Origin of the sequence: Gordonia araii NBRC 100433 (assembly GCF_000241265.1) — a bacterium.
In the GTDB taxonomy this organism is placed as follows: domain Bacteria; phylum Actinomycetota; class Actinomycetes; order Mycobacteriales; family Mycobacteriaceae; genus Gordonia; species Gordonia araii.
This window is the reverse complement of record NZ_BAEE01000052.1, coordinates 59581-79697: the sequence shown is the minus strand read 5'-3', so window position 1 is coordinate 79697 and position 20117 is coordinate 59581. Positions and strand designations below refer to the sequence as shown.

At 70.1% G+C, this 20117-nt stretch carries 18 protein-coding genes; all 18 read left to right on the top strand.

The window, feature by feature from the left end; genetic code table 11:
- The first annotated feature begins 282 nt into the window (after positions 1-282).
- Positions 283-726: a division/cell wall cluster transcriptional repressor MraZ gene (gene mraZ / locus GOARA_RS10050; protein ID WP_007322249.1), complete on the top strand. Its 444-nt coding sequence runs from the start codon at positions 283-285 to the stop codon at positions 724-726.
- A gap of 152 nt (positions 727-878) precedes the next feature.
- On the top strand, positions 879-1883 hold the full coding sequence (gene rsmH, locus GOARA_RS10045; RefSeq protein ID WP_007322248.1) for a 16S rRNA (cytosine(1402)-N(4))-methyltransferase RsmH: 1005 nt from the start codon (positions 879-881) through the stop codon (positions 1881-1883).
- Positions 1880-2764, top strand: a complete 885-nt coding sequence (gene ftsL, locus GOARA_RS10040) for a cell division protein FtsL (protein WP_007322247.1) — start codon at positions 1880-1882, stop codon at positions 2762-2764. The genes rsmH and ftsL overlap by 4 nt, the downstream gene beginning before the upstream one ends.
- Positions 2765-2785: 21 nt before the next feature.
- Entirely contained in the window at positions 2786-4735 is a 1950-nt protein-coding gene (locus tag GOARA_RS10035; RefSeq protein ID WP_040522603.1) for a peptidoglycan D,D-transpeptidase FtsI family protein, read from the top strand.
- A gap of 32 nt (positions 4736-4767) precedes the next feature.
- The gene (locus GOARA_RS10030; RefSeq protein ID WP_007322245.1) at positions 4768-6342 is read left to right on the top strand and encodes a UDP-N-acetylmuramoyl-L-alanyl-D-glutamate--2,6-diaminopimelate ligase; all 1575 of its coding nucleotides are present in this window, start codon (positions 4768-4770) and stop codon (positions 6340-6342) included.
- The gene (locus tag GOARA_RS20395; RefSeq protein WP_007322244.1) at positions 6339-6833 is read left to right on the top strand and encodes a hypothetical protein; all 495 of its coding nucleotides are present in this window, start codon (positions 6339-6341) and stop codon (positions 6831-6833) included. Before GOARA_RS10030 ends, GOARA_RS20395 begins: the two co-directional genes overlap by 4 nt.
- Positions 6834-6935: 102 nt before the next feature.
- Complete coding sequence (gene mraY / locus GOARA_RS10020) at positions 6936-8063, top strand: phospho-N-acetylmuramoyl-pentapeptide-transferase (protein ID WP_040522628.1); 1128 nt, start codon at positions 6936-6938, stop codon at positions 8061-8063.
- Positions 8056-9603, top strand: coding sequence for a UDP-N-acetylmuramoyl-L-alanine--D-glutamate ligase (murD, locus tag GOARA_RS10015; protein WP_007322242.1), 1548 nt, complete (start codon positions 8056-8058; stop codon positions 9601-9603). Before mraY ends, murD begins: the two co-directional genes overlap by 8 nt.
- Positions 9600-11210 carry a putative lipid II flippase FtsW gene (gene ftsW, locus GOARA_RS10010; RefSeq protein ID WP_007322241.1) on the top strand — a complete coding sequence of 537 codons (1611 nt, stop codon included), beginning with the start codon at positions 9600-9602 and terminating at the stop codon, positions 11208-11210. The genes murD and ftsW overlap by 4 nt, the downstream gene beginning before the upstream one ends.
- Positions 11207-12334 (top strand): undecaprenyldiphospho-muramoylpentapeptide beta-N-acetylglucosaminyltransferase, encoded by a 1128-nt coding sequence (murG, locus tag GOARA_RS10005; RefSeq protein WP_007322240.1) that lies wholly within the window; start codon positions 11207-11209, stop codon positions 12332-12334. The genes ftsW and murG overlap by 4 nt, the downstream gene beginning before the upstream one ends.
- Before the next feature lie 45 nt (positions 12335-12379).
- The gene (gene murC, locus GOARA_RS10000; protein WP_007322239.1) at positions 12380-13861 is read left to right on the top strand and encodes a UDP-N-acetylmuramate--L-alanine ligase; all 1482 of its coding nucleotides are present in this window, start codon (positions 12380-12382) and stop codon (positions 13859-13861) included.
- Positions 13858-14550 carry a cell division protein FtsQ/DivIB gene (locus GOARA_RS09995; protein WP_007322238.1) on the top strand — a complete coding sequence of 231 codons (693 nt, stop codon included), beginning with the start codon at positions 13858-13860 and terminating at the stop codon, positions 14548-14550. Before murC ends, GOARA_RS09995 begins: the two co-directional genes overlap by 4 nt.
- Positions 14551-14757: 207 nt before the next feature.
- Entirely contained in the window at positions 14758-15903 is a 1146-nt protein-coding gene (gene ftsZ / locus GOARA_RS09990; RefSeq protein ID WP_007322237.1) for a cell division protein FtsZ, read from the top strand.
- On the top strand, positions 15903-16646 hold the full coding sequence (pgeF, locus tag GOARA_RS09985; protein ID WP_050947235.1) for a peptidoglycan editing factor PgeF: 744 nt from the start codon (positions 15903-15905) through the stop codon (positions 16644-16646). The genes ftsZ and pgeF overlap by 1 nt, the downstream gene beginning before the upstream one ends.
- A 168-nt stretch (positions 16647-16814) precedes the next feature.
- On the top strand, positions 16815-17576 hold the full coding sequence (locus tag GOARA_RS09980; protein WP_007322235.1) for a cell division protein SepF: 762 nt from the start codon (positions 16815-16817) through the stop codon (positions 17574-17576).
- A gap of 42 nt (positions 17577-17618) precedes the next feature.
- On the top strand, positions 17619-17912 hold the full coding sequence (locus GOARA_RS09975) for a YggT family protein (RefSeq protein ID WP_007322234.1): 294 nt from the start codon (positions 17619-17621) through the stop codon (positions 17910-17912).
- A gap of 259 nt (positions 17913-18171) precedes the next feature.
- On the top strand, positions 18172-18969 hold the full coding sequence (gene wag31, locus GOARA_RS09970) for a DivIVA-like cell division protein Wag31 (RefSeq protein ID WP_007322233.1): 798 nt from the start codon (positions 18172-18174) through the stop codon (positions 18967-18969).
- Between the two features lie 21 nt (positions 18970-18990).
- The gene (locus GOARA_RS09965; protein ID WP_007322232.1) at positions 18991-20088 is read left to right on the top strand and encodes a hypothetical protein; all 1098 of its coding nucleotides are present in this window, start codon (positions 18991-18993) and stop codon (positions 20086-20088) included.
- Positions 20089-20117 lie beyond the last annotated feature (29 nt).

The following is a 20117-nucleotide window of genomic DNA, read 5'->3' as shown; positions in this document are numbered from 1 at the left end:
CGACCGGCGATGATTCCCCACAATCGCCCACCGAGCCATTCACTGTGTTCTCAACTGGCACTTTAATGCTTCTTTCTCACTTCAGAAACGCGCCCTTCGCTCTGGTGAACGGGCGTGTTGGCAATTCTCCCCACGGCTGTAATCCTCATTGACCAGCACTTTTATGGTCATCTTCGCCAATGGTGGGGTCATTGGGGTGGAAAGTGGTGGAAAGTGGGGTACAGTGTGGGCACTGGGTGAGACGAACCGGACGTCGATCCCAGCGGGTGTAGGAGGTGCGAGATGTCGGGTCAGCGACTCGTCGGCACCTATACGCCCAAGTTGGACGACAAGGGGCGGCTCACACTGCCCGCGAAGTTTCGAGATGCACTGGCAGGAGGTGTCATGGTCACTCGCAACCAGGACAACAGCCTCGCCGTGTACCGGCTCGACGACTTCGACGCCATAGCGGAGAAGACCCGTGCGGCGTCGCGCAACAACCCGCAGGCGCGCGCCTACCAGCGGTACTTCTTTGCCAGCGCCGACGAACAGCGACCGGACGGGCAGGGGCGCATCACCCTTTCGCCCGACCACCGCACGTACGCCGGACTGACCAAGGATTGCGTGGTGATCGGCAGCTACGACCACCTCGAAATCTGGGACGCACAGACCTGGGAGGCCTACCAGAACGAGCACGAGGAGGACTTCTCGGCCGCCGGCTCGGAAGCCTTCGAGGCCCTGCTCTAGGCGACCGAATGGGACCCGCGACAGCAGCCGTGGGTGACACGAGGCCTGCGCCCGATCCGACCCTGACGCACTTCCCCAGCGCCAGGTTCGCGATCGGGCGGGGACCCCGCTTCACCCACCCGATCCGCTCGGTTGAAACAGAAGGGTGTGCGATGAGCAGCGGTGACCACGGCCATGTTCCCGTCATGGCCGATCGCATTGTCGAGCTTCTCGCCCCGGCTGTGACGAGTGAGAGCCCCACCGGCGAGGGCGCCGTCGTCGTCGACGCGACCCTTGGCGCCGGCGGACACGCGGAATTGCTGTTGCGCACCTTCTCCGAGCTGACCGTCGTCGGCATCGACCGCGATGGTGCTGCCCGGTCGCAGGCGGCAGAACGCCTGGCCCCGTTCGGGGAGCGGGCCTCGGTGAACGCCGGCCGGTACGACGAATTGGCGCGCGTGCTCGCCGGCCCCGTCGGCCTGGACCGCGAGCTGACCGAGGTCGACGGCGTGCTGTTCGACCTGGGCGTGTCGTCGATGCAACTCGATCAGCGCAACCGCGGCTTCGCGTATGCGGTGGACGCACCTTTGGACATGCGGATGAACCCGGATGATCCGGTCACCGCCGCCGACATCCTCAACACGTATTCGCACGGCGACCTGGCGCGGGTGCTGTCGGACTACGGCGAAGAACGCTTCGCGGGTCGCATCGCCTCGGCCGTGATCGCCGCGCGGCGCGACGAGCCGTTCACCACCAGCGGTCGGCTGGTGGAGTTGTTGTACGCGGCGATTCCCGCGGCGACGCGCCGGACCGGTGGACACCCGGCCAAGCGCACCTTCCAGGCATTGCGCATCGAGGTGAATGGTGAGCTGGACTCGTTGCGGGCCGCACTGCCCGCGGCCCTCGACGCCCTCGCCGTCGGTGGCCGCGTCGTGGTGATGAGCTACCAGTCGCTCGAGGACCGGATCGTCAAGCGAGAGTTCACCAAGCGAACCCGATCGAGTTCGCCCGCCGGGCTTCCGGTCGAGCTGCCCGGCACGGCGCCGCGGTTCTCGCTGGTGACCCGGGGCGCGGAGCAGGCATCCGAGGCCGAGGTCGAGGCGAATCCGCGCTCGGCCCCGGCGCGAGTGCGCGCGATCGAACGAATCGCGCCGGACACCGAAGGGGGAGAGCAGTGAGGCACAGGGCGGATGCCACCGGGGAGTGGGCACCGGTGCCGACGGGAGAACTGTCGGTCATCGACGGGCCGCGTCATCGTCGTCGGCCGACGGCCGGTGCGCCGCAGCGCGTCAATCGCTCCCGCGCCGCCCAGCGCGCGGTCAACCGTCGCGCCGCCCGGCTCGCCCGGGAGGAGAAGCAGTCGGTCCGGCCCAAGGGCGGTCGGCGCGGAGCACCGCGCCCCGGCCTCGTCGAACAGATCCGCGGCCTGCCGTTCGCCGTGCCGGTGATCGGCTTGGTCGCCCTGGGCCTGGTCGCAACGCTCTGGTTGTCGACGAGGGCGGCGCAGGACTCCTACGAGCTCACCGTCGCGAAGACGCAGAACCAAGCGCTGGTCGACAAGCGGGACGCGCTCAAGCGAACCTACGAGTCCGCGGATTCGGCGCCTGAACTCTCCGACAAGGCGGCCCGGCTCGGGCTGGTCCCGACGCGCAACGCGGCCCGGCTGGTCGTCGGTGAGAACGGCCGCGTCTCGGTGCGCGGCACCCCCGCTCCGGCCAAGGGGCGGGCGCCGGCCTCCATCAACCCGAAGCCCGCCGACGATGCCCTGCGCCACATCGACACCAACAAAGTCGAGGACTCGACCGGATTGCCGGGCTCCGGGTCGACCCAGCAGCAGGACCAGACCCAGCCGCAGGATCAGACCCAGCAGCAGGAGCAGGGCCAACCCGAGGATCAGAGCCAGCCCGAGGATCAGGGGCAGCCGCAGCAGCAGGGCCAAACGCAGACACCCGATCAGACGCCTCCGGCACCGGCGCCCGCACCCGAGGCGGCCCCCAACGTGTTACCCGCGCCACCCGCGACTCGCGCGCCGGGTGCAAATCCCCGGCGCAACTCTTAGCAGCGGGAAAGATTGACGATCATGACGCGCGCCGCCTTTCACCTCGGAGCCACCCGATCGGCTCGGTCCGGCAGGTCCCGGTCGAAGCAGTTCTCCCCGCTGAAGCGGTCCGCGGCATCGTCGGGTACAAAGCCCCCCAAGGGGGGACGCGGTAAGCGCACCGACCAGGATCGCCCCGATCGGTTCACCATCCGTACCCGCTGGGCGGTCGTCGCCGTCGGGATCGCCGTCATCGCGATAGCGGCCCGGCTCGTCGTGGTGCACACCGTCGAGGCCGGTTCGCTCGCCGCCCAAGCGGCGGCACAGCGCGAGTTCACCCAGGTCCTCACCGCTAAGCGCGGCGCCATCCTCGACCGCAACGGGCGTCCGCTGGCCTACACCGACGAAGCGCGTGCGCTCACCTTCCTCCCGCAGGCGGTCCGCGCCGCCACCGACGAAGCCCACCGGCGCGACCCGAAACTGCCGGATGCCGCGGCGCGCTTCAAGGAGATCGCCAAGGGGGTGTCCGCGGCGCTGGGCGGGTCCATCTCCGAGAACGACCTGCTCACCAAGCTGAACGGGTCGGAGAAGTTCGTCTACCTCGCGCGTGCGGTGGCCACCGACGTCGCGGCGCGGATCGTCGCGGAGTTCCCCGAGGTGGGAGCCGATCCAGAAAACCTGCGCCTCTATCCCGGCGGTTCCCTGGCGGCCAACGTGATCGGCGACGTCAACTACGACGGCAACGGCCTCATCGGACTCGAGTCCTCGATGGATTCGGTACTCGGCGGAACCAACGGATCGAAGACCTTCGACCGTGGATCCGACGGCGCGATCATCCCGGGCAGTGCCCGCAACGTGCACCCCGCGATCAACGGCGCGACCATCCGCCTCACCCTCGATTCGGACGTCCAGTGGTTCGTCCAGAGCCAGGTCTACGCGGCGAAGGCGGCCTCCGGGGCGCGGCGGGTCGCCGCCGTGGTTCTCGACGCCAAGACGGGCGAGGTCCTCGCGATGGCCAACGATTCGACCTTCAACGCCTCCCGGCCGCTGTCGGAGCAAAAGGACGCCAACCTGGACAACCCCGCGGTGACCACGCCGTTCGAGCCCGGGTCGGTGAACAAGATCGTCACCGCCGCGGCCGCCCTCCAATACGGGGTCACCACTCCCGACGCGGTGCACACCGTTCCGGGCAGCATCCGCATGGCCGGCGTCACCGTCAAGGATGCCTGGGCACACGGAAACCTGCGTCTCACGACGACCGGCATCTTCGGCAAGTCGTCCAACGTCGGCACCCTGATGCTGGCGCGCCAGGTGGGGGAGAAGCGGTTCGCCGACATGGTGGCGGCCTTCGGATTGGGGCAGCGAACCGGTGTGAGCCTGCCCGGTGAGAGCCCGGGACAGGTGCCCGCGCTGTCGCAGTGGTCCGGCGGCTCCTTCGCGAACCTCCCGATCGGCCAGGGGCTTTCGATGACCTTGCTGCAGATGACGTCGGCGTACCAGGCCATCGCCAACGACGGTGTGCGCATCCCGCCCCGGGTCATCGCCGCGGAGACGCGCGACGGGCATCCCGAGTCCGCACGGCCGGCACCCGACGGTGTCACCGTGGTGTCGCCGGAAACCGCTCAGTCGGTGCGGGACATGTTCCGGGCCGTCGTGCAGAACGATCCGGCCGGGCGGCAACGCGGATCCGGTTTCCAGGCAGCGGTTCCCGGGTACCAGATCTCGGGAAAGACCGGTACCGCCCAGCAGGTGGACCCGCGATGCAACTGCTACTCGAACTCGCGCTACAACATCACCTTCGCCGGGATCGCCCCGGCCGACAATCCCCGCTACGTGGTCGGCCTGGTGCTCGACAACCCGAAGCGCAGCTCGGACGGGACCGGCGGGCAGTCGGCCGCACCGCTGTTCGGGACGATCGCCGGCTGGCTGCTGCAGCGCGCACGGATGCCGTACTCGCCCGGCGCGCCCCGGTTGACCCTCGAGGCTGGCTGACTCGACGCCGCGGGCCGGTAGATTGACACGCCATGGGAACTGATGTCATCCGCCCCGAGCATGTGGCGCCGACGCCGGTCGCCGAGCTGGCGGAGCTGATCGGGGCCACCGGCCCGAAAGCCGATCTGCTCGCCGGCAGCGCCGTGACCGGGGTGACATTGCGCGCCCAGCGAGCCGCGCCCGGCGATCTGTTCGCCGCGCTGCCCGGTGCTCGCACCCACGGCGCCGCCTACGCGGGCGCCGCCGTCGAGGCCGGGGCGACCGCGGTGCTCACCGACAGCGTCGGCGCCGACCTCATCAGCGAATCGCTCCCGGCGGCCGAGAGGCCGGCCGTGCTGGTCCACCCGGATCCGCGGCGGGTTCTGGGGCAGGTGAGCGCCCGGGTGTACCACTATCCGAGTTCGGCGCTGACCGTCATCGGGATCACCGGCACCTCGGGCAAGACGACCACCGCCTACATGGTCGAGTCGGCACTGATGGCCGCCGGGCGCTCGGTGGGGCTCATCGGCACGGTGGCGACGCGGTTCAACGGCGAGACCGCACCGAGCACCCTGACCACCCCCGAAGCGCCTGATCTGCAAGCATTGCTGGCCGCGATGGTCGAGCGCGGGATCGACTCGGTCGTCATGGAGGTGTCGAGCCACGCCCTCTCGCTGGGGCGGGTGGCCGGCACGTCGTTCGCGGTCGGCGGGTTCACCAACCTGTCGCAGGACCACTTGGACTTCCACCCGACGATGGACGAGTATTTCGCCGCCAAGGCGGCGCTGTTCGACCCGACGTCCCCGACGGTCGCGTCCGCCGCCGTGATCTGCGTCGACGACGAGTGGGGCAGGCGAATGGCCGACATCGCGACCGGGCCCTCGACCGTCGCCACCGTCGACGATCCGCCCGCGCACCGGCCGCCGCCCGGGCGCTGGACGGCCGTCGTGCCGCGACCGGGCGAGTCGGCGGCAGCGCTACTCGACCCGGACGGCGGAGCGCACTCGCTCCCGGTGCCGCTTCCGGGGCGGTACAACGTCACCAACGCGGCGTTGGCGGTGGCGCTGTGCGCCGCGGTGGGTGCCCCGGTGGACCGGGCGTGCGAGGGGATAGCGCAGGTCGTCGTCCCGGGGCGGCTGGAGCCGGTCCGCGCCGGCCAGGACTTTCTCGCTCTCGTCGACTACGCCCACAAACCCGCCGCCGTCGAAGCGGTCCTGTCGACGCTGGCCGCCGACTGCACCGGCCGGATCGGGGTGGTGCTCGGTGCCGGGGGCGACCGCGACACCGGCAAACGCGCGCACATGGGCGCGGCGGCGGCGCGCGGCGCCGACCTGGTCATCGTGACCGACGACAATCCCCGGACGGAGGACCCCGCCGCCATCCGCGCCGCGGTGAGCGCCGGTGCTGCCGCGGTGAACGGGACCGAGCGCCGGGCGACCGACATTCGCGAGATCGGTGATCGCGCTGAGGCCATCGCCGCCGCGGTCGCCTGGGCCGGGCCGGAGGACATCGTCCTGGTGGCGGGCAAAGGCCATGAGACGGGGCAGGAGATCGACGGCGTGAAACACGACTTCGACGACCGGGTGGTCCTGGCGCGGGCGATCGCGGCCAGGCGGTCCGGCCGATGACCGGGACGGTGACCGTGCTGGTCGCCTCGGACGACGCCTCGATCGCCGGCGGCAAGGCGCTGCTGCGCCGGCTGGTCGAAGTCGCCGCAGACACCGGAGCCGGCAGCGCGCACCGCGATCGCGCCGCAGCGGCGCGGACCTGGTTCGTGCTCGGCGAGTTCCCCGCCGACGACGTGCAGCGCAGCGTCGTCGAGCATGACTCGCTCGGCCGGGCGGCCGTCCGGCTGGCCGTGGACAAAGTCGTCTGCGTCGGCGAGTCGCGCGTCGTCCGGGCCGCGCACCAGGGTGCGGTCATGGAAGGATCGTGGGGCGATGAGGCCGTACTGGTGGCGAGCGCCGGAGAACTCGCGCAACGGTGGAGCCGAGCCGATGCGACCAGCGGTCCGGGAGCGCCGGGGGCCGGCGACGTCATCGCGTTGGCCGGCGGGTTCGACCCCCAAATCGTGGTCGACGCACTCGCGCAGCGGGACCTGGTGATCCAACGGATTTGAGGACCGGGTTGGATGGTGTGGTCGGACCGGGACGCGGCGCGATGTCGAACCGGGCGGGACGGGAACCGAAGTGAATGAGATGGAGCAGACGTGACGCATGACGTGACGCAGATTCTGGTGGCGGGTGCCGTGGCACTGGTCGTCGCCATTGGCTTGACACCGGTCCTGATCCGCGTGTTCTCCAGGCAGGGCTTCGGCCAAGAGATCCGCGTGGAGGGGCCCGAGAGCCACCAGACCAAGCGCGGTACGCCGTCGATGGGCGGCGTCGCCATCATCGTGGCCCTGGTCGCCGGCTACTTCGCCGCCCATCTCGTCGCCTACCTGCTGGGAGCGACATCGGACAGGGAAGGCGGCCCCGGACCGGGCCCCACCGCGTCGGGTCTGCTCGTGCTGGGACTGGCGGTCATGCTGGCGATCGTCGGCTTCCTCGACGACATCATCAAGGTCCGCAAGCACCGCAACCTCGGGTTGAACAAGACCGCGAAGTCGGTCGGCCAGGCGATCGCGGCCATCATCTTCGCGGTGCTCGTCCTGCAGTTCCGCAACGAGTACGGGTACACGCCCGCGAGTAAGAACCTCTCCTACGCCCGCGACATCAACGCGATCTCCCTCGGCGGCCTCGGCATCGTCGTCTTCGTGCTGTTCGTCTGGCTGGTGGTGGCCTCCTGGTCGAACGCGGTTAATTTCACCGACGGCCTCGACGGGCTGGCGGCCGGATCGATGGCGATGGTGATGGGCGCCTACGTGCTGATCACCTACTGGCAGTACCAGAACGCCTGCGAAGGCGGCGCCGCCGGCGTCGCGCGGGCGCCCGGCTGCTATCCCGTACGCGACCCGCTGGACCTGGCGATACTCGCGACCGCGGGCGGGGCCGCCTGTCTGGGGTTCCTGTGGTGGAACGCGGCGCCGGCGAAGATCTTCATGGGCGACACCGGCTCGCTGGCCCTCGGCGGTTTGCTGGCCGGGATCTCGATCGTCAGCCACACCGAGATGATCGCCGTTGTCCTGGGCGCGCTCTTCGTCGCCGAAGCGGTATCGGTCGTGCTGCAGATCCTGGTGTTCCGCACCTCGGGCCGCCGGCTGTTCCGGATGGCGCCCTTCCACCACCACTTCGAGCTGGGCGGATGGGCCGAGACGACGGTGATCATCAGGTTCTGGCTGCTCACGGCGATTTCCGTGGGTCTGGGGCTGTCGCTCTTCTACAGCGAGTTCAAGAATTTCGGTGGCTAGCAACGGTTCACCGGTAGCGGACGCGGAAAGGCAGGATCGCGCCGCCGAACTCGTCGGCGGCTTGGGCGGCGCCGGCGTCGTCGTCGCCGGATGGGGGACCGCCGGGCGATCGGCCGCCGCCTATCTGCGGTCGGCGGGATCGTCGGTCACCGTCGTCGACGGAGCGTTCGGTGCACCGCGAGACGTCGACGGCATGGTTCAGATCGGCGTCGAGGAAGCGCTGGCCGACGCCGGATTCTGGAGTCGGACCCGCGTGCTCGTGGTCTCGCCGGGCTTCGCGCCCGGCCACCCGCTCGTCGTGGCCGCGCAGGTCGCCGAGGTCCCGGTGTGGGGGGAGGTCGAGCTCGCCTGGTGGGTCGACCGCAGCGGTCTGACGGGCGCGCCGCGCACCTGGCTGGTGATCACCGGCACGAACGGCAAGACGACGACGACGGCGATGCTCACCGCCATCGTCGCCGCCGCGGGACGCCCGGTCGCCGCGTGCGGGAATTTCGGCACCCCGGTCCTGGACATCCTGACCGGCGAGCCGGGCACCGAGGTGCTGTGCGTCGAAGCCTCGTCGTTCCAGCTGCATTGGGCGCCGTCGCTGCGACCGGCTGCGGGCGTGGTGCTCAACGTCGCCGAGGACCACCTGGACTGGCACGGCGGCATGCCGGCTTATAGCGCGGCCAAGGCGGTCGCACTGCGCGGCGACGTCGGCGTCGTCGGGCGCGACGATCCGATAGCCGCATCGCTGCCGGTCGGGCCCGCGACCCGCCGCGTGGCCTTCACGCTCGGCGAGCCGGCCGACGGTGAACTCGGGGTCGTCGGGGCCGAGTTGGTGGACCGTGCGTTCAGCGGCGGCACGGCGCTCGTCGGCGTCGACCAGGTGCATCCGCCCGGTCCGTCCGGCCGCGCCGATGCCCTGGCGGCGGCCGCGCTGGCACTGGCCGCCGGGGTTCCGGCGGCGGCCATCGCGCGCGGACTGGCGTCCTTCGAGCCCGCCGGTCATCGCGGCGAACGGGTGGCCAGGCGCCACCGCGCCTCGGGCGCACCGGTCGACTTCATCGACGACTCGAAGGCGACGAATCCGCATGCCGCCGCGGCCGCGATCGCCGCTCGGGACCGTGTGGTGCTGATCGCCGGCGGGCTGCTCAAAGGTGCTTCGGTCGACGAACTGATCCGCGGTGCCCGCGACCGTCTATCCGCTGTGGTGGCGATCGGGCGGGATCGCGACGAGATTGTGACCGCGATTGCGCGACACGCCCCAGAAGTCCCAGCAGTCACAGTATTCACAGGGGACGATGGACGGGTGATTGCGGAGAAGTGGGTTCCCGACGGCGATATCCCGACCGGTTCGACGCAGCGTGACCGGGAGCAGGCCGCGGCGGTGATGACGGCAGCGGTGCGGCAGGCGTGGGATCTGGCCCGCCGCGACGACACCGTCGACGCGGTTCTGCTGGCGCCCGCGGCCGCATCGCTGGACATGTTCGACAGCTATTCGGCGCGCGGCGACGCCTTCGCGGCGGCTGCCGCGGCGTTGCCGGGGGATCCTCGATGACCACCGCCGAGAAGGCCGCCGGCAAATCTGGTTCGGCGTCGGGGTCGTCGAAGACCGACGCGTCGGAAGGGGCCGCGAGCACCGACGCACCGGAGAACGAGTCGCTGCTGGCCTGGCCGAAGGTCATCGTCGAGGCCGTCCGGAACCTGCTGGCCCGGCCCACCGCGTCGTTCCACCTCGTCGTGGGCATGGCGCTGGTGCTGACCGTCCTCGGTTTGGTGATGGTCCTGTCGGCATCCTCGGTGGAGGGGTACTCGCGCGATGGATCGGCCTACAGCCTGTTCACCACGCAGGTCATCTTCGCGCTTCTCGGACTCGGCGTGTTCTACCTGACCGTGCGACTGCCGGTCCGCTTGGTGCGCCGCGCCGCCGGACCGATGATCGTGCTCACCACCATCCTGCTCGCACTCGTGCTCGTGCCGGGGATCGGCACGCTCAGCCAGGGGGCGCGGCGCTGGTTCGTCGTCTACGGGCTGTCCGTGCAGCCGTCGGAGCTGGTCAAGGTCGCCCTCTGCGTGTGGGGGGCGCACCTGCTCGCCTCTCGCCGTCGAGACGGGGTGGCCCTGAGCGGGTTGCTGGTCCCGCTCATCCCGGTGGCCGCACTCATCAGCCTCCTCATCCTTCTCGAGCCGAACCTGTCGACGACGATCACCATCGCGGTGATCGTCGCCGCGCTGCTCTGGTTCGCCGGCCTGCCGGTGCGCGTCTTCGCGAGTTTCGTCGTGTCCGGTGCCGTCATCGCGGTCGGATTGGCCCTGATCGAGGGGTACCGGTCCCAGCGCGTGTTCAGCTTCCTCGGCGCCATCAACGACCCGCAGGGCGCCGGCTATCAGGCCCGTCAGGCGCTGTACGCGCTGGCGAACGGCGGCGTGTTCGGCGTCGGCCTCGGTCAGTCCCGCGCCAAGTGGAACTACCTGCCCAACGCCCACAACGACTTCATCTTCGCCATCGTGGGCGAGGAACTCGGCCTGATCGGCGCGTTCGTGGTCATCGGCCTGTTCCTCGGGCTGATGCTGATCGGCATGCGCATCGCGATGCGCTCGGAGGATCCCTTCCTCAAACTCATGTCGTCGACCATCACCGTGCTGATCACGGCGCAGGCCTTCGTCAACATCGGCTACGTCGTCGGGCTCCTTCCGGTCACCGGAATCCAGCTGCCGCTCGTCTCGGCGGGCGGCACCTCGACGCTGACGATGCTGGCGATGCTCGGCCTGCTCGCCAACGCCGCGCGCCACGAACCCGAGTCCGTGGTGACCCTGGCCCACCAGAAGCCGGTGGGCTGGCGGGCCCGGCTGTGGCGGTTGCCCGCGCCGGTGGCCTACCGGCCGACTCGCGCGGAGAAGGTGCGCGAGCGCATGGCCGGCCGGCCCCGCCGATCGGAGCCGGTGGCTCGGCGGCGCGCCACCGCGCCCACCGCCCGGCCGATCTCGGCCGGGGGGCGGTCGACCGCACCGCGCTCGCGGGTTACCGAGACCGGCTCGATCGCGCGCGTCGACCGCGGCGGGCGCTATCGCCGCGGCGACGGCGATACGCGGTACCGGGGGACCGACCCCGCGCCCCGTCGCAGCCGCGGAGGGAGTCGATACGACCGGGATGGTCGCCGATGACCGATGCCAGGAACCTGTCGGTCGTGGTGGCCGGGGGCGGTACCGCCGGCCACATCGAGCCGGCGTTGGCCGTCGCGGACGCGGTCGTGGCCCTGGCGCCCTCGGCGCGGATCACCGCGCTGGGCACCGAGAAGGGGCTGGAGACCTCCATCGTCCCCGAGCGCGGTTACGACTTGCGCCTGATCCCGCCGGCACCGTTGCCGAGGAAGGTGGGCGCCGACCTCGCGCGCACGCCCGGCCGGCTGATGCGCTCGGTGGCGGCGACCCGCAAGGTCCTCGCCGACGTCGACGCCGATGTCGTCGTCGGATTCGGCGGATACGTCGCGCTGCCCGCATACTTCGCCGCGCGGGGCCGCCTGCGCTCGCGCAACCGCATTCCACTGGTCATCCACGAGGCCAATGCCAGTGCGGGCATCGCCAACAAGATCGGGGCGCGCTGGGCCGATCGGGTGCTGGCGGCGGTAGGGGGATGCGGTCTGCCCGGCGCCGAGGTCGTCGGCATCCCAGTGCGCGGCAGCCTGGCTGGGCTCGACCGGCAGGCGTTGCGCGCCAAGGCCCGGCATTACTTCGGTCTCGACGAAGCGGCTCCGACGCTGTTGGTGTTCGGGGGCTCGCAGGGCGCGGTGCGGCTCAACGACGCGGTCGTCGGCGCGGCCACCGCGTTGGGCGAGGCCGGCATCGGCGTGCTGCACGCGTACGGCCCCAAGAATACGATCTCCCCGTCGCGCCCGCCGGGTGCCCCGCCCTACGTCGGCGTGGGATATCTCAAGCGAATGGACCTCGCCTACGCCGCCGCCGATCTGGTGATCTGCCGTTCGGGCGCGATGACGGTCGCCGAGGTGTCGGCCACCGGTCTGCCCGCGGTCTACGTGCCCCTGCCGCACGGCAACGGGGAACAGGCGCTCAACGCCGCCCCCGTCGTGGAAGCGGGCGGAGGACTGCTGGTTCCCGACGGCGAGATGACCCCCGAGTGGGTGGCGCGCGAGGTTCCCGCCCTGCTCGGCGATGCCGACCGGCTGGCGCAGATGGCGGCGAGTGCGGCGATCGGCGGCCACCGGGACGCGGCGAACCGCGTGGCCGCGGCGGCGCTGGAACTCGCGACCGCGCATCGCGCGGCACACTAGACCTAGCCGCACCACCACCCGACGAGAGGGACGAGAGAACAACCGATGGGTCAGATCGAACGGGCCGGGTTGCCTGAGCACTTGAGTCGGGTTCACATGGTGGGCATCGGCGGTGCGGGGATGTCGGGATTGGCGCGCATCCTGCTGGCGCGCGGCGGTCAGGTCTCGGGGTCCGACGCCAAAGACAGCCGCGGCCTGCTGGCATTGCGCACCCGCGGAGCCGTGGTCACGATCGGCCACGATCCCGGGGCCCTCGACTCGCTGCCCGGCGGGCCGAGCGTGGTCGTGACCACCCACGCCGCGATCCCCAAGTCGAACCCCGAACTGGTCGAGGCGGAGAAGCGCGGTATCGACGTCATTCTGCGCCCGGCCGTACTCGCGACGTTGATGTTGGGATATCGCACGCTGCTGGTCGCCGGCACGCACGGGAAGACCTCCACCACCTCCATGGCGGTCGCCGCCCTCCAGCACTGCGGCGTCGACCCCTCCTTCGCCGTCGGCGGCGAACTCAACGAGTCCGGGACCAACGCCCATCATGGGAGCGGGGACGTCTTCGTGGCCGAAGCCGACGAGAGTGACGGCTCGCTGCTGGAGTATCCCGCCTCTGTCGTGGTCGTGACCAATATCGAGGCCGATCACCTCGACTTCTTCGGTAGCGAGGCCGCCTACGTCGAGGTCTTCGACAAGTTCGTCGCCGGGGTCCAGGCCGGGGGAGTCGTCGTCGCCTGCCTCGATGATCCCGGGGTCCGGGCGCTGCTGGAGCGCAGTGCGGAGACGTTGCGCGCCAACGATGTTCAGGTGTGGGGCTACGGCCATCGCGACGCGCGCGAGCGCCCGGAACACCTCGTCGCCGAGCTGCTCGAGTTCACCGCGGGACCCGACGGCGGCAGTAGCCGCGTGCGCGTGCACCCGCCCCTTGTCGACGAAGCGGTGGAGATGACGCTCGATACGCCGATACCGGGCGTCCACATGGCGCTCAACGCGCTCGCGGCGACCCTGGCGGGTTCTGCCGTGCTCGCCGGCGGTGACGGCGAAGTGCCCGCGCTCACCGACCTGGCCGAGGGCATCGCCGAGTTCTCCGGTGTGCGCCGCCGTTTCGAATATCGCGGAAGCGCCGACGGGGTCCGGGTCTACGACGACTACGCGCACCATCCCACCGAGGTCCGCGCGGTGCTGTCGGCGGCTCGTCTCGCGGCCGGTGACGGCCGGGTGATCGCGGTCTTCCAGCCGCACCTGTACTCGCGCACCGCGGAGTTCGCCTCGGAGTTCGCCGCGGCGCTCGATCTGGCCGACGAGGCGATCGTCGCCGACGTCTACGGCGCCCGGGAGGATCCGATGCCCGGTGTGAGCGGGCGGCTGATCACCGATCAGATGTCCGGGCGGTCCAGGTTCGTGCCGGTCCTGTCCGAGCTGGTGCCCGCGGTCGTCGGGGCGGCGGAACCGGGTGACGTCGTCCTGACCCTGGGCGCGGGCGACATCACGATGCAGGGACCGGAGATCCTTGCCGCGCTGGGGGAGCGGGCGTGAGCCGTGCCCGGTTCTGGATGACCACCGCCGTGGTGGTCTTGGCGGTGGCCGGCCTGGCAGCGGTCGCCTACTTCACTCCATTGATGTCGGTTCGCAAGGTCGCCGTGTCGGGTGTGAGCCAGCACTCGGGGCTCACCGCCGAGCAGGTCACCGCCCACGCGGGGGTTCCCAAAGGGCGCCCGCTCCTGCAGGTGAACACCGCGGAAGCCGCCCGCCGCGTCGCGTCGATCGCGGAGGTCGAAACGGCCAGGGTGCGCCGTCAATACCCGTCGACGATCGAGGTGATCGTCGTCGAGCGAACTCCGGTGGCGCGCGTCGAGACCGACAACGCGGTCCACGTCCTCGACCGTCTCGCCGTGCCGTATCGACACTATGAGCGGGGGGTGGCCGTGCCCCGCGAGGTGGCCCGCCTTCCGTTGCTGAAGACGCCGAACCCGGGACCGACGGATCCGGCGACGAAGGCGGCGCTGCGCGTGGTGACCGAACTCCCGCCGGATCTGCGGGGCCGGATCGCCTCGGTCAACGCCGAGTCCCCGGTGAACATCACCTTCGCGCTGCGCAACGACGCGACGGTCGTGTGGGGGGATGCGACCCGCGGCGCGGACAAGGCGATCGCGTGGCGCGCGATCAGCACGCGCAAGGGAACCCTCTACAACGTGTCGAGCCCTGACTTCCCGTCCTATCGGTGACCGTCGCGCGCATCTTGCGAGCGAACCTCGCTGATCAGGCGATAGGGATGTGACGGGAGTTAATTCCTGGGAACTTTGGCGACACGCCGGGCTGAAGCTGGCCCGACCAGGCCCGAATGCCTAGCGTTTGCCCTTGAAAGTTCAGTACTTGACATAACTCTAAATCTATGGTTCAGGTTTAGGGTTCTTCGGAGGAGGGCGAGCGCGATGACGCCACCGCACAACTACCTGGCCGTGATCAAAGTCGTCGGCATCGGCGGTGGCGGCGTCAACGCCGTCAACCGGATGATCGAGCAGGGGCTCAAGGGTGTCGAGTTCATCGCCATCAACACCGATGCCCAGGCGCTGTTGATGAGCGACGCCGACGTGAAGCTCGACGTCGGCCGCGACTCGACGCGGGGCCTCGGCGCCGGTGCGGATCCGGAGGTCGGCCGCCGCGCGACCGAGGACAACCGCGACGACATCGAGGAACTCCTCAAGGGCGCCGATATGGTGTTCGTGACCGCGGGCGAGGGCGGCGGCACCGGCACCGGCGGCGCGCCGGTCGTGGCGTCGATCGCCCGCAAGCTCGGCGCCCTGACCGTCGGCGTCGTCACCCGCCCGTTCGCCTTCGAGGGCAAGCGGCGCAGCGGCCAGGCCGACGCCGGCATCACGGCCCTGCGCGAGTCGTGCGACACCTTGATCGTCATCCCCAACGACCGCCTCCTGCAGCTCGGGGACGCCAACGTGAGCTTGATGGACGCGTTCCGCAGCGCTGACGAGGTTCTTCTCAACGGCGTGCAGGGCATCACCGATCTCATCACCACACCGGGCCTGATCAACGTCGACTTCGCCGACGTCAAGGGCGTGATGAGTGATGCGGGCAGCGCCCTGATGGGCATCGGCTCGGCACGCGGGGAGGACCGCGCCAAGAAGGCCGCCGAACTCGCGATCAACTCGCCCCTTCTGGAAGCCTCCATGGAGGGCGCGCGCGGCGTGCTGATCTCGATCGCCGGCGGTTCGGATCTCGGCCTCTTCGAGATCCACAACGCGGCCACGCAGGTGCAAGAGGCCGCTCACGAGGAGGCCAACATCATCTTCGGCACGGTGATCGACGACAACCTCGGCGACGAGGTCCGGGTCACCGTGATCGCCGCCGGTTTCGACGGAGGCGCGCCGCGCCGCCGCGCCGATGCTCCCGCGGTCGGCCACACCGGCGTCGCGGCGGGCAAGGCCGGCAAGGTCAACGCCCCGGGCGAGGGCGAGTCGATCTTCAGTAGCACCGAGCCCGCTGTCCAGCGAACCGACGAGGTGCGTCCGAATCCGGTGCGTCTCGACGACGACGACGTCGACGTACCCGATTTCATGAAGTGATGAGCGCGAGTCGCCGAGCCGCGCGTCCTGGGGAGTCGGCCGTCCGCCGAGTGGTGACCACTCGCGACGGCGGGGTCTCGGCCCCGCCGTACGACTCGTTCAACCTCGGCGACCACGTCGGCGACGATCCCGAGGCGGTCGCGGCGAACCGGGCGCGGCTGGCCGCGCACCTGAAGTTGCCGTCCGAGCGGGTCGTCTGGATGGAGCAGATCCACAGCCCGACCGTCACGGTGGTCGACGGACCGTCCGACGGCCCGGTACCGGCAACGGACGGACTGATCACGTCGGCGTCGAACCTCGCGCTGGCGGTTCTGACCGCGGACTGCGTCCCCGTGCTGCTCAGCGACGACGAGGCCGGGGTGATCGCCGCGGTCCACGCCGGCCGCGTCGGCGCGCGCAACGGAATCGTTCCCGAGGCGCTGCGCGTCATGGCCGGACTCGGCGCGAAGCCGCAGCGGATCAGCGCGCTGCTCGGACCGGCCGCCTCGGGGCACTTCTACGAGGTGCCGCCGGAGATGGCCCGCGACGTGGAGGAACATCTTCCGGGCAGTCTGTGCCGGACCGAGGCGGGCACCGTCGGCCTCGATCTGCGGGCCGGCATCGCGCGTCAGCTCGCGGGTGCGGGGGTCACGTCGATCGCCGTCGACCCCCGGTGCACCATCGCCGACGAGAAGCTCTTCAGCCACCGGAGGTCGGCGCCGACCGGTCGACTGGCCTCGGTGATCTGGCGGGAGGACGCGTGAATTGATCGCTCCACCCGAATTCCGCGCGTGTCGCGCCGAGAAACGACCCTCTGCGGGGGCTACCGTAGGCAGCAATGGCAATCACATTGGTCACACGAGAATCACCAACCACATGTTGATCGTGACGAGCCACCACGGCAACGCCGACCAAGAGTAGAGAGGCCCGAGATGACCACGATGCAGAAGTTCAAGGCGTACTTCGGCATGGTTCCGCCCAGCGACTACGAGGACGACTACCTCGAAGACGAGGGCACCGGGGCCATGCGACGCGTTCGTGGCCGTGGCGGCGACCCCCGCTCGAACGGCTACGACGACGACTACTACGGACAGACCTCCTACCGGGACGGCGCATACGCCGACCCCTACGCGTCCGACACCTACGGCGCCGATCCGTACGGCCCGGATTCCTACGGCGGGCGCTTCGGCGCCGAGGACGACCTGCGGCGCGAGCGCGTGCGGTCGTCGAGCCGCTACGAGGAGGACGAGCGCGAGTTCGCCGCTGTCGGCAACGGTGGTTACGTCTATACCGGTGCGCCTCGCCCCGAACCCCGTGGCGCGCGCCTCGAGCCGCTGCAGCGCTCGGCCGGCGCCACGCTGCGCGCGGTCGGTGCCGCCGCCGTCGGACAGGACGAGCCCGGCGTCTTCGGCGACGGCCAGAAGATCACCACGCTGCGGCCGTCGAGCTACAGCGAGGCGAGGACGATCGGCGAACGCTTCCGCAACGGCAATCCGGTGATCATGGATCTCGTCGACATGAGCAATGCGGACGCCAAGCGTCTGGTCGATTTCGCCGCCGGCTTGGCCTTCGCGCTGCGCGGTTCGTTCGACAAGGTCGCGACCAAAGTCTTCCTGCTCGCTCCCGCCGATATCGACGTGTCGCCGGAGGACCGTCGCCGGATCGCCGAGACCGGCTTCTACAGCCACTCTTGACCCCGAAGTGCCACAGCTCCGGGTTTGCGGCAGAGTAGTGCTGTGACCGTTTTTCTCACCGTTGTCGGATATCTGCTCTGGATCTACTGGATGCTGCTGCTGGCACGGCTGATCCTCGAATTGGTCCGGTCGTTCGCGCGTGACTGGCGTCCGTCCGGAATCGTCGTCGTGATCGTCGAAGTGGTGTTCACCCTCACCGATCCGCCGATCAAACTGTTGCGCCGGGTGATCCCGCCGTTGAACATCGGGGCGGTCCGGCTGGACCTCTCCCTGATGATCGCACTGATCGTGGTGATGATCGCGCAGCAGATCGTGTTCGGTCTGGCGGGCGGGTAGCCCTCTTAAACGTGCTGGTAGGGGCGGAGGCGACTATCCTCGACTACTGGCACAATGTCATTGTTTGGCGACCGTTGTGTTGCGAGACCGTCTCGGGCTGGTGCGACTGGCGGGATGGATGTGACAGGATGGTGCGCTAGTGGCAGAACTGTCCGTTGTGGTTGGAGCGTCGAACGTGAGGCCTCCTCGGACATCGGTAGCCACGGAGAGACGTCGGAGACGAGATTCGTCTGCGAAACGGATGTAAGGGGAATGGGCCATGCGGCTGACACCGGCTGATGTGCATAACGTCGCGTTCAGCAAACCGCCGATCGGCAAACGCGGATACAACGAGGACGAGGTCGACCAGTTCCTCGATTTCGTCGAGGCGGAACTGGCCCGACTCATCAGCGAGAACAACGATCTCGCCGCCCGGGTCGAGGAACTCGAAGCCGAGCTGGCGCACGCGCGCGCCTCCGGTCCCGGACCGGCGCCGGCCCAGCCCGCGCCGACCACGGTCTTCGCCGCGCCGGAGCCGCCGCAGCAGCAACAGCCGCCGCAGCCGAGCGTGCACGAGGAAGAGGCGAACTCCCGCGCGGCTCGCGTTCTGGCTCTCGCCCAGGACACGGCCGACCGGCTCACGGCCACTGCGCGCAACGAATCCGAGTCGGTCCTCGCCGATGCGCGCAGTCGCGCCGACGCGATCGTGGCCGAAGCGCAGGCCAAGGCCGACGGCATCCTGGTCGACGCGCGCCAGCGGTCGGAGGCGATCCTCGCCGACGCGCAGACCCGTGCCGAGGCGCAGTTGCGCCAAGCCTCCGAGCGTGCCGAAGCGTTGCAGGCCGACGCCGAGCGCAAGCACACGGAGATCATGACGACGATCAACCAGCAGCGCGGGGTGCTCGAGGGTCGTATCGAACAGCTCAAGACGTACGAACGCGAGTACCGCACGCGGCTCAAGACCTATCTCGAGTCGCAGCTGGAAGAGCTGGCGCAGCGGGGCAGCGCCGCACCGGTCGACGGTGGCCGCGACGCCATCGCCGACAGCGGGGGCTATCCGGGCCCCGGCCAGGGATAAACGAAACAGGGGGTGTGAGCCATGTTGGGCTTCGCCATTGTCGCCGCACTAGCGGCCTTCGCCTTGCTGGTCGCCGGTCTGATGACCGGCCAGGTCTGGCTGGCTATCGCCTGCGTGGTCGCCTCCGTCGTCGGATTGGTCGCGCTGCTGATCGACATTCGGCGCGGCGCCCGGGCCGAACCCGTCGAGAACGCGCCGACCACCGGAGCATTCCTGGGCGAGGACATCGACGCCTATGTCGCCCAGCGTGAAGCGCGTCGCGACTCCGGCACCTTCGCCGGTGGTGCCCGCACGGCGTTCCCGCCGGAGGGCAGCGCGGTCGGCGACGAGGACCCACGGGTGTCCGATGCGTCCAATCCGGTCAGCACTCCGGCCAGCGGAGGCTGGCTGACGGCGCGTCCGTCCGGCGCGCTGTCCGGTTTCCCCGAAACCGAACCCGACTACACCGGGCCGGCCTATCCCGCGCCGCCGGCCGCGCGAGCCGCCGCCGGTCAACCGCCGGCCAATCCCTATCCCGCCAATCCCTACCTCGGCGGACCGAATCCCGGCCAGGAGTCGGCCGCTCAGGAGCCCTCCGGCCAGCAGCCTTCGGCAGGGGGGTACGGGCAGCCCCAGGCGCCCGAACCCGTCGCACAGGATCCGCGAGTCGCCGACCCGGCGGCATCGGGGCCCGCGTTCACCATGCCGACCGTCTCGTCACCGCCGCCTCCGCCGCGATCGTCCGCGCCGCAACCGGGGGACCAGCAACAGTTCGGTTCTCAGCCGCCCGCGCCACCGCGGCCCGGCCAGCAGCCGAACGCGCCACGACCGGGCGCGCCGCGCGAACGGGTCGGCGATCTTCACGACTACGTGACTTCGACCGGGTCCATCCCGCGCATCGAGACCTCGGGCTCCAATCCCGTCGTCGTCACCGAGCCGGGCGAGGTCAGGTGGGAGTCGTCGATTCCACCTGCCGGATCGAAGCTGGTATCCGACCAGTCCCGCGAAGCGATGCGTCACGTCAACGACCTGCCGCCGACGCCGCCCCCGACCCCGCGTCGGGCCCGGCGTCCGGAGCCGAGGCCGACCAACGCGCCGGTCGACCCGCTGGATCCCAATTGGCGTCCACCGCTGGACTGACTAAGCTGTAAGGCGCACTGATCCGGCCA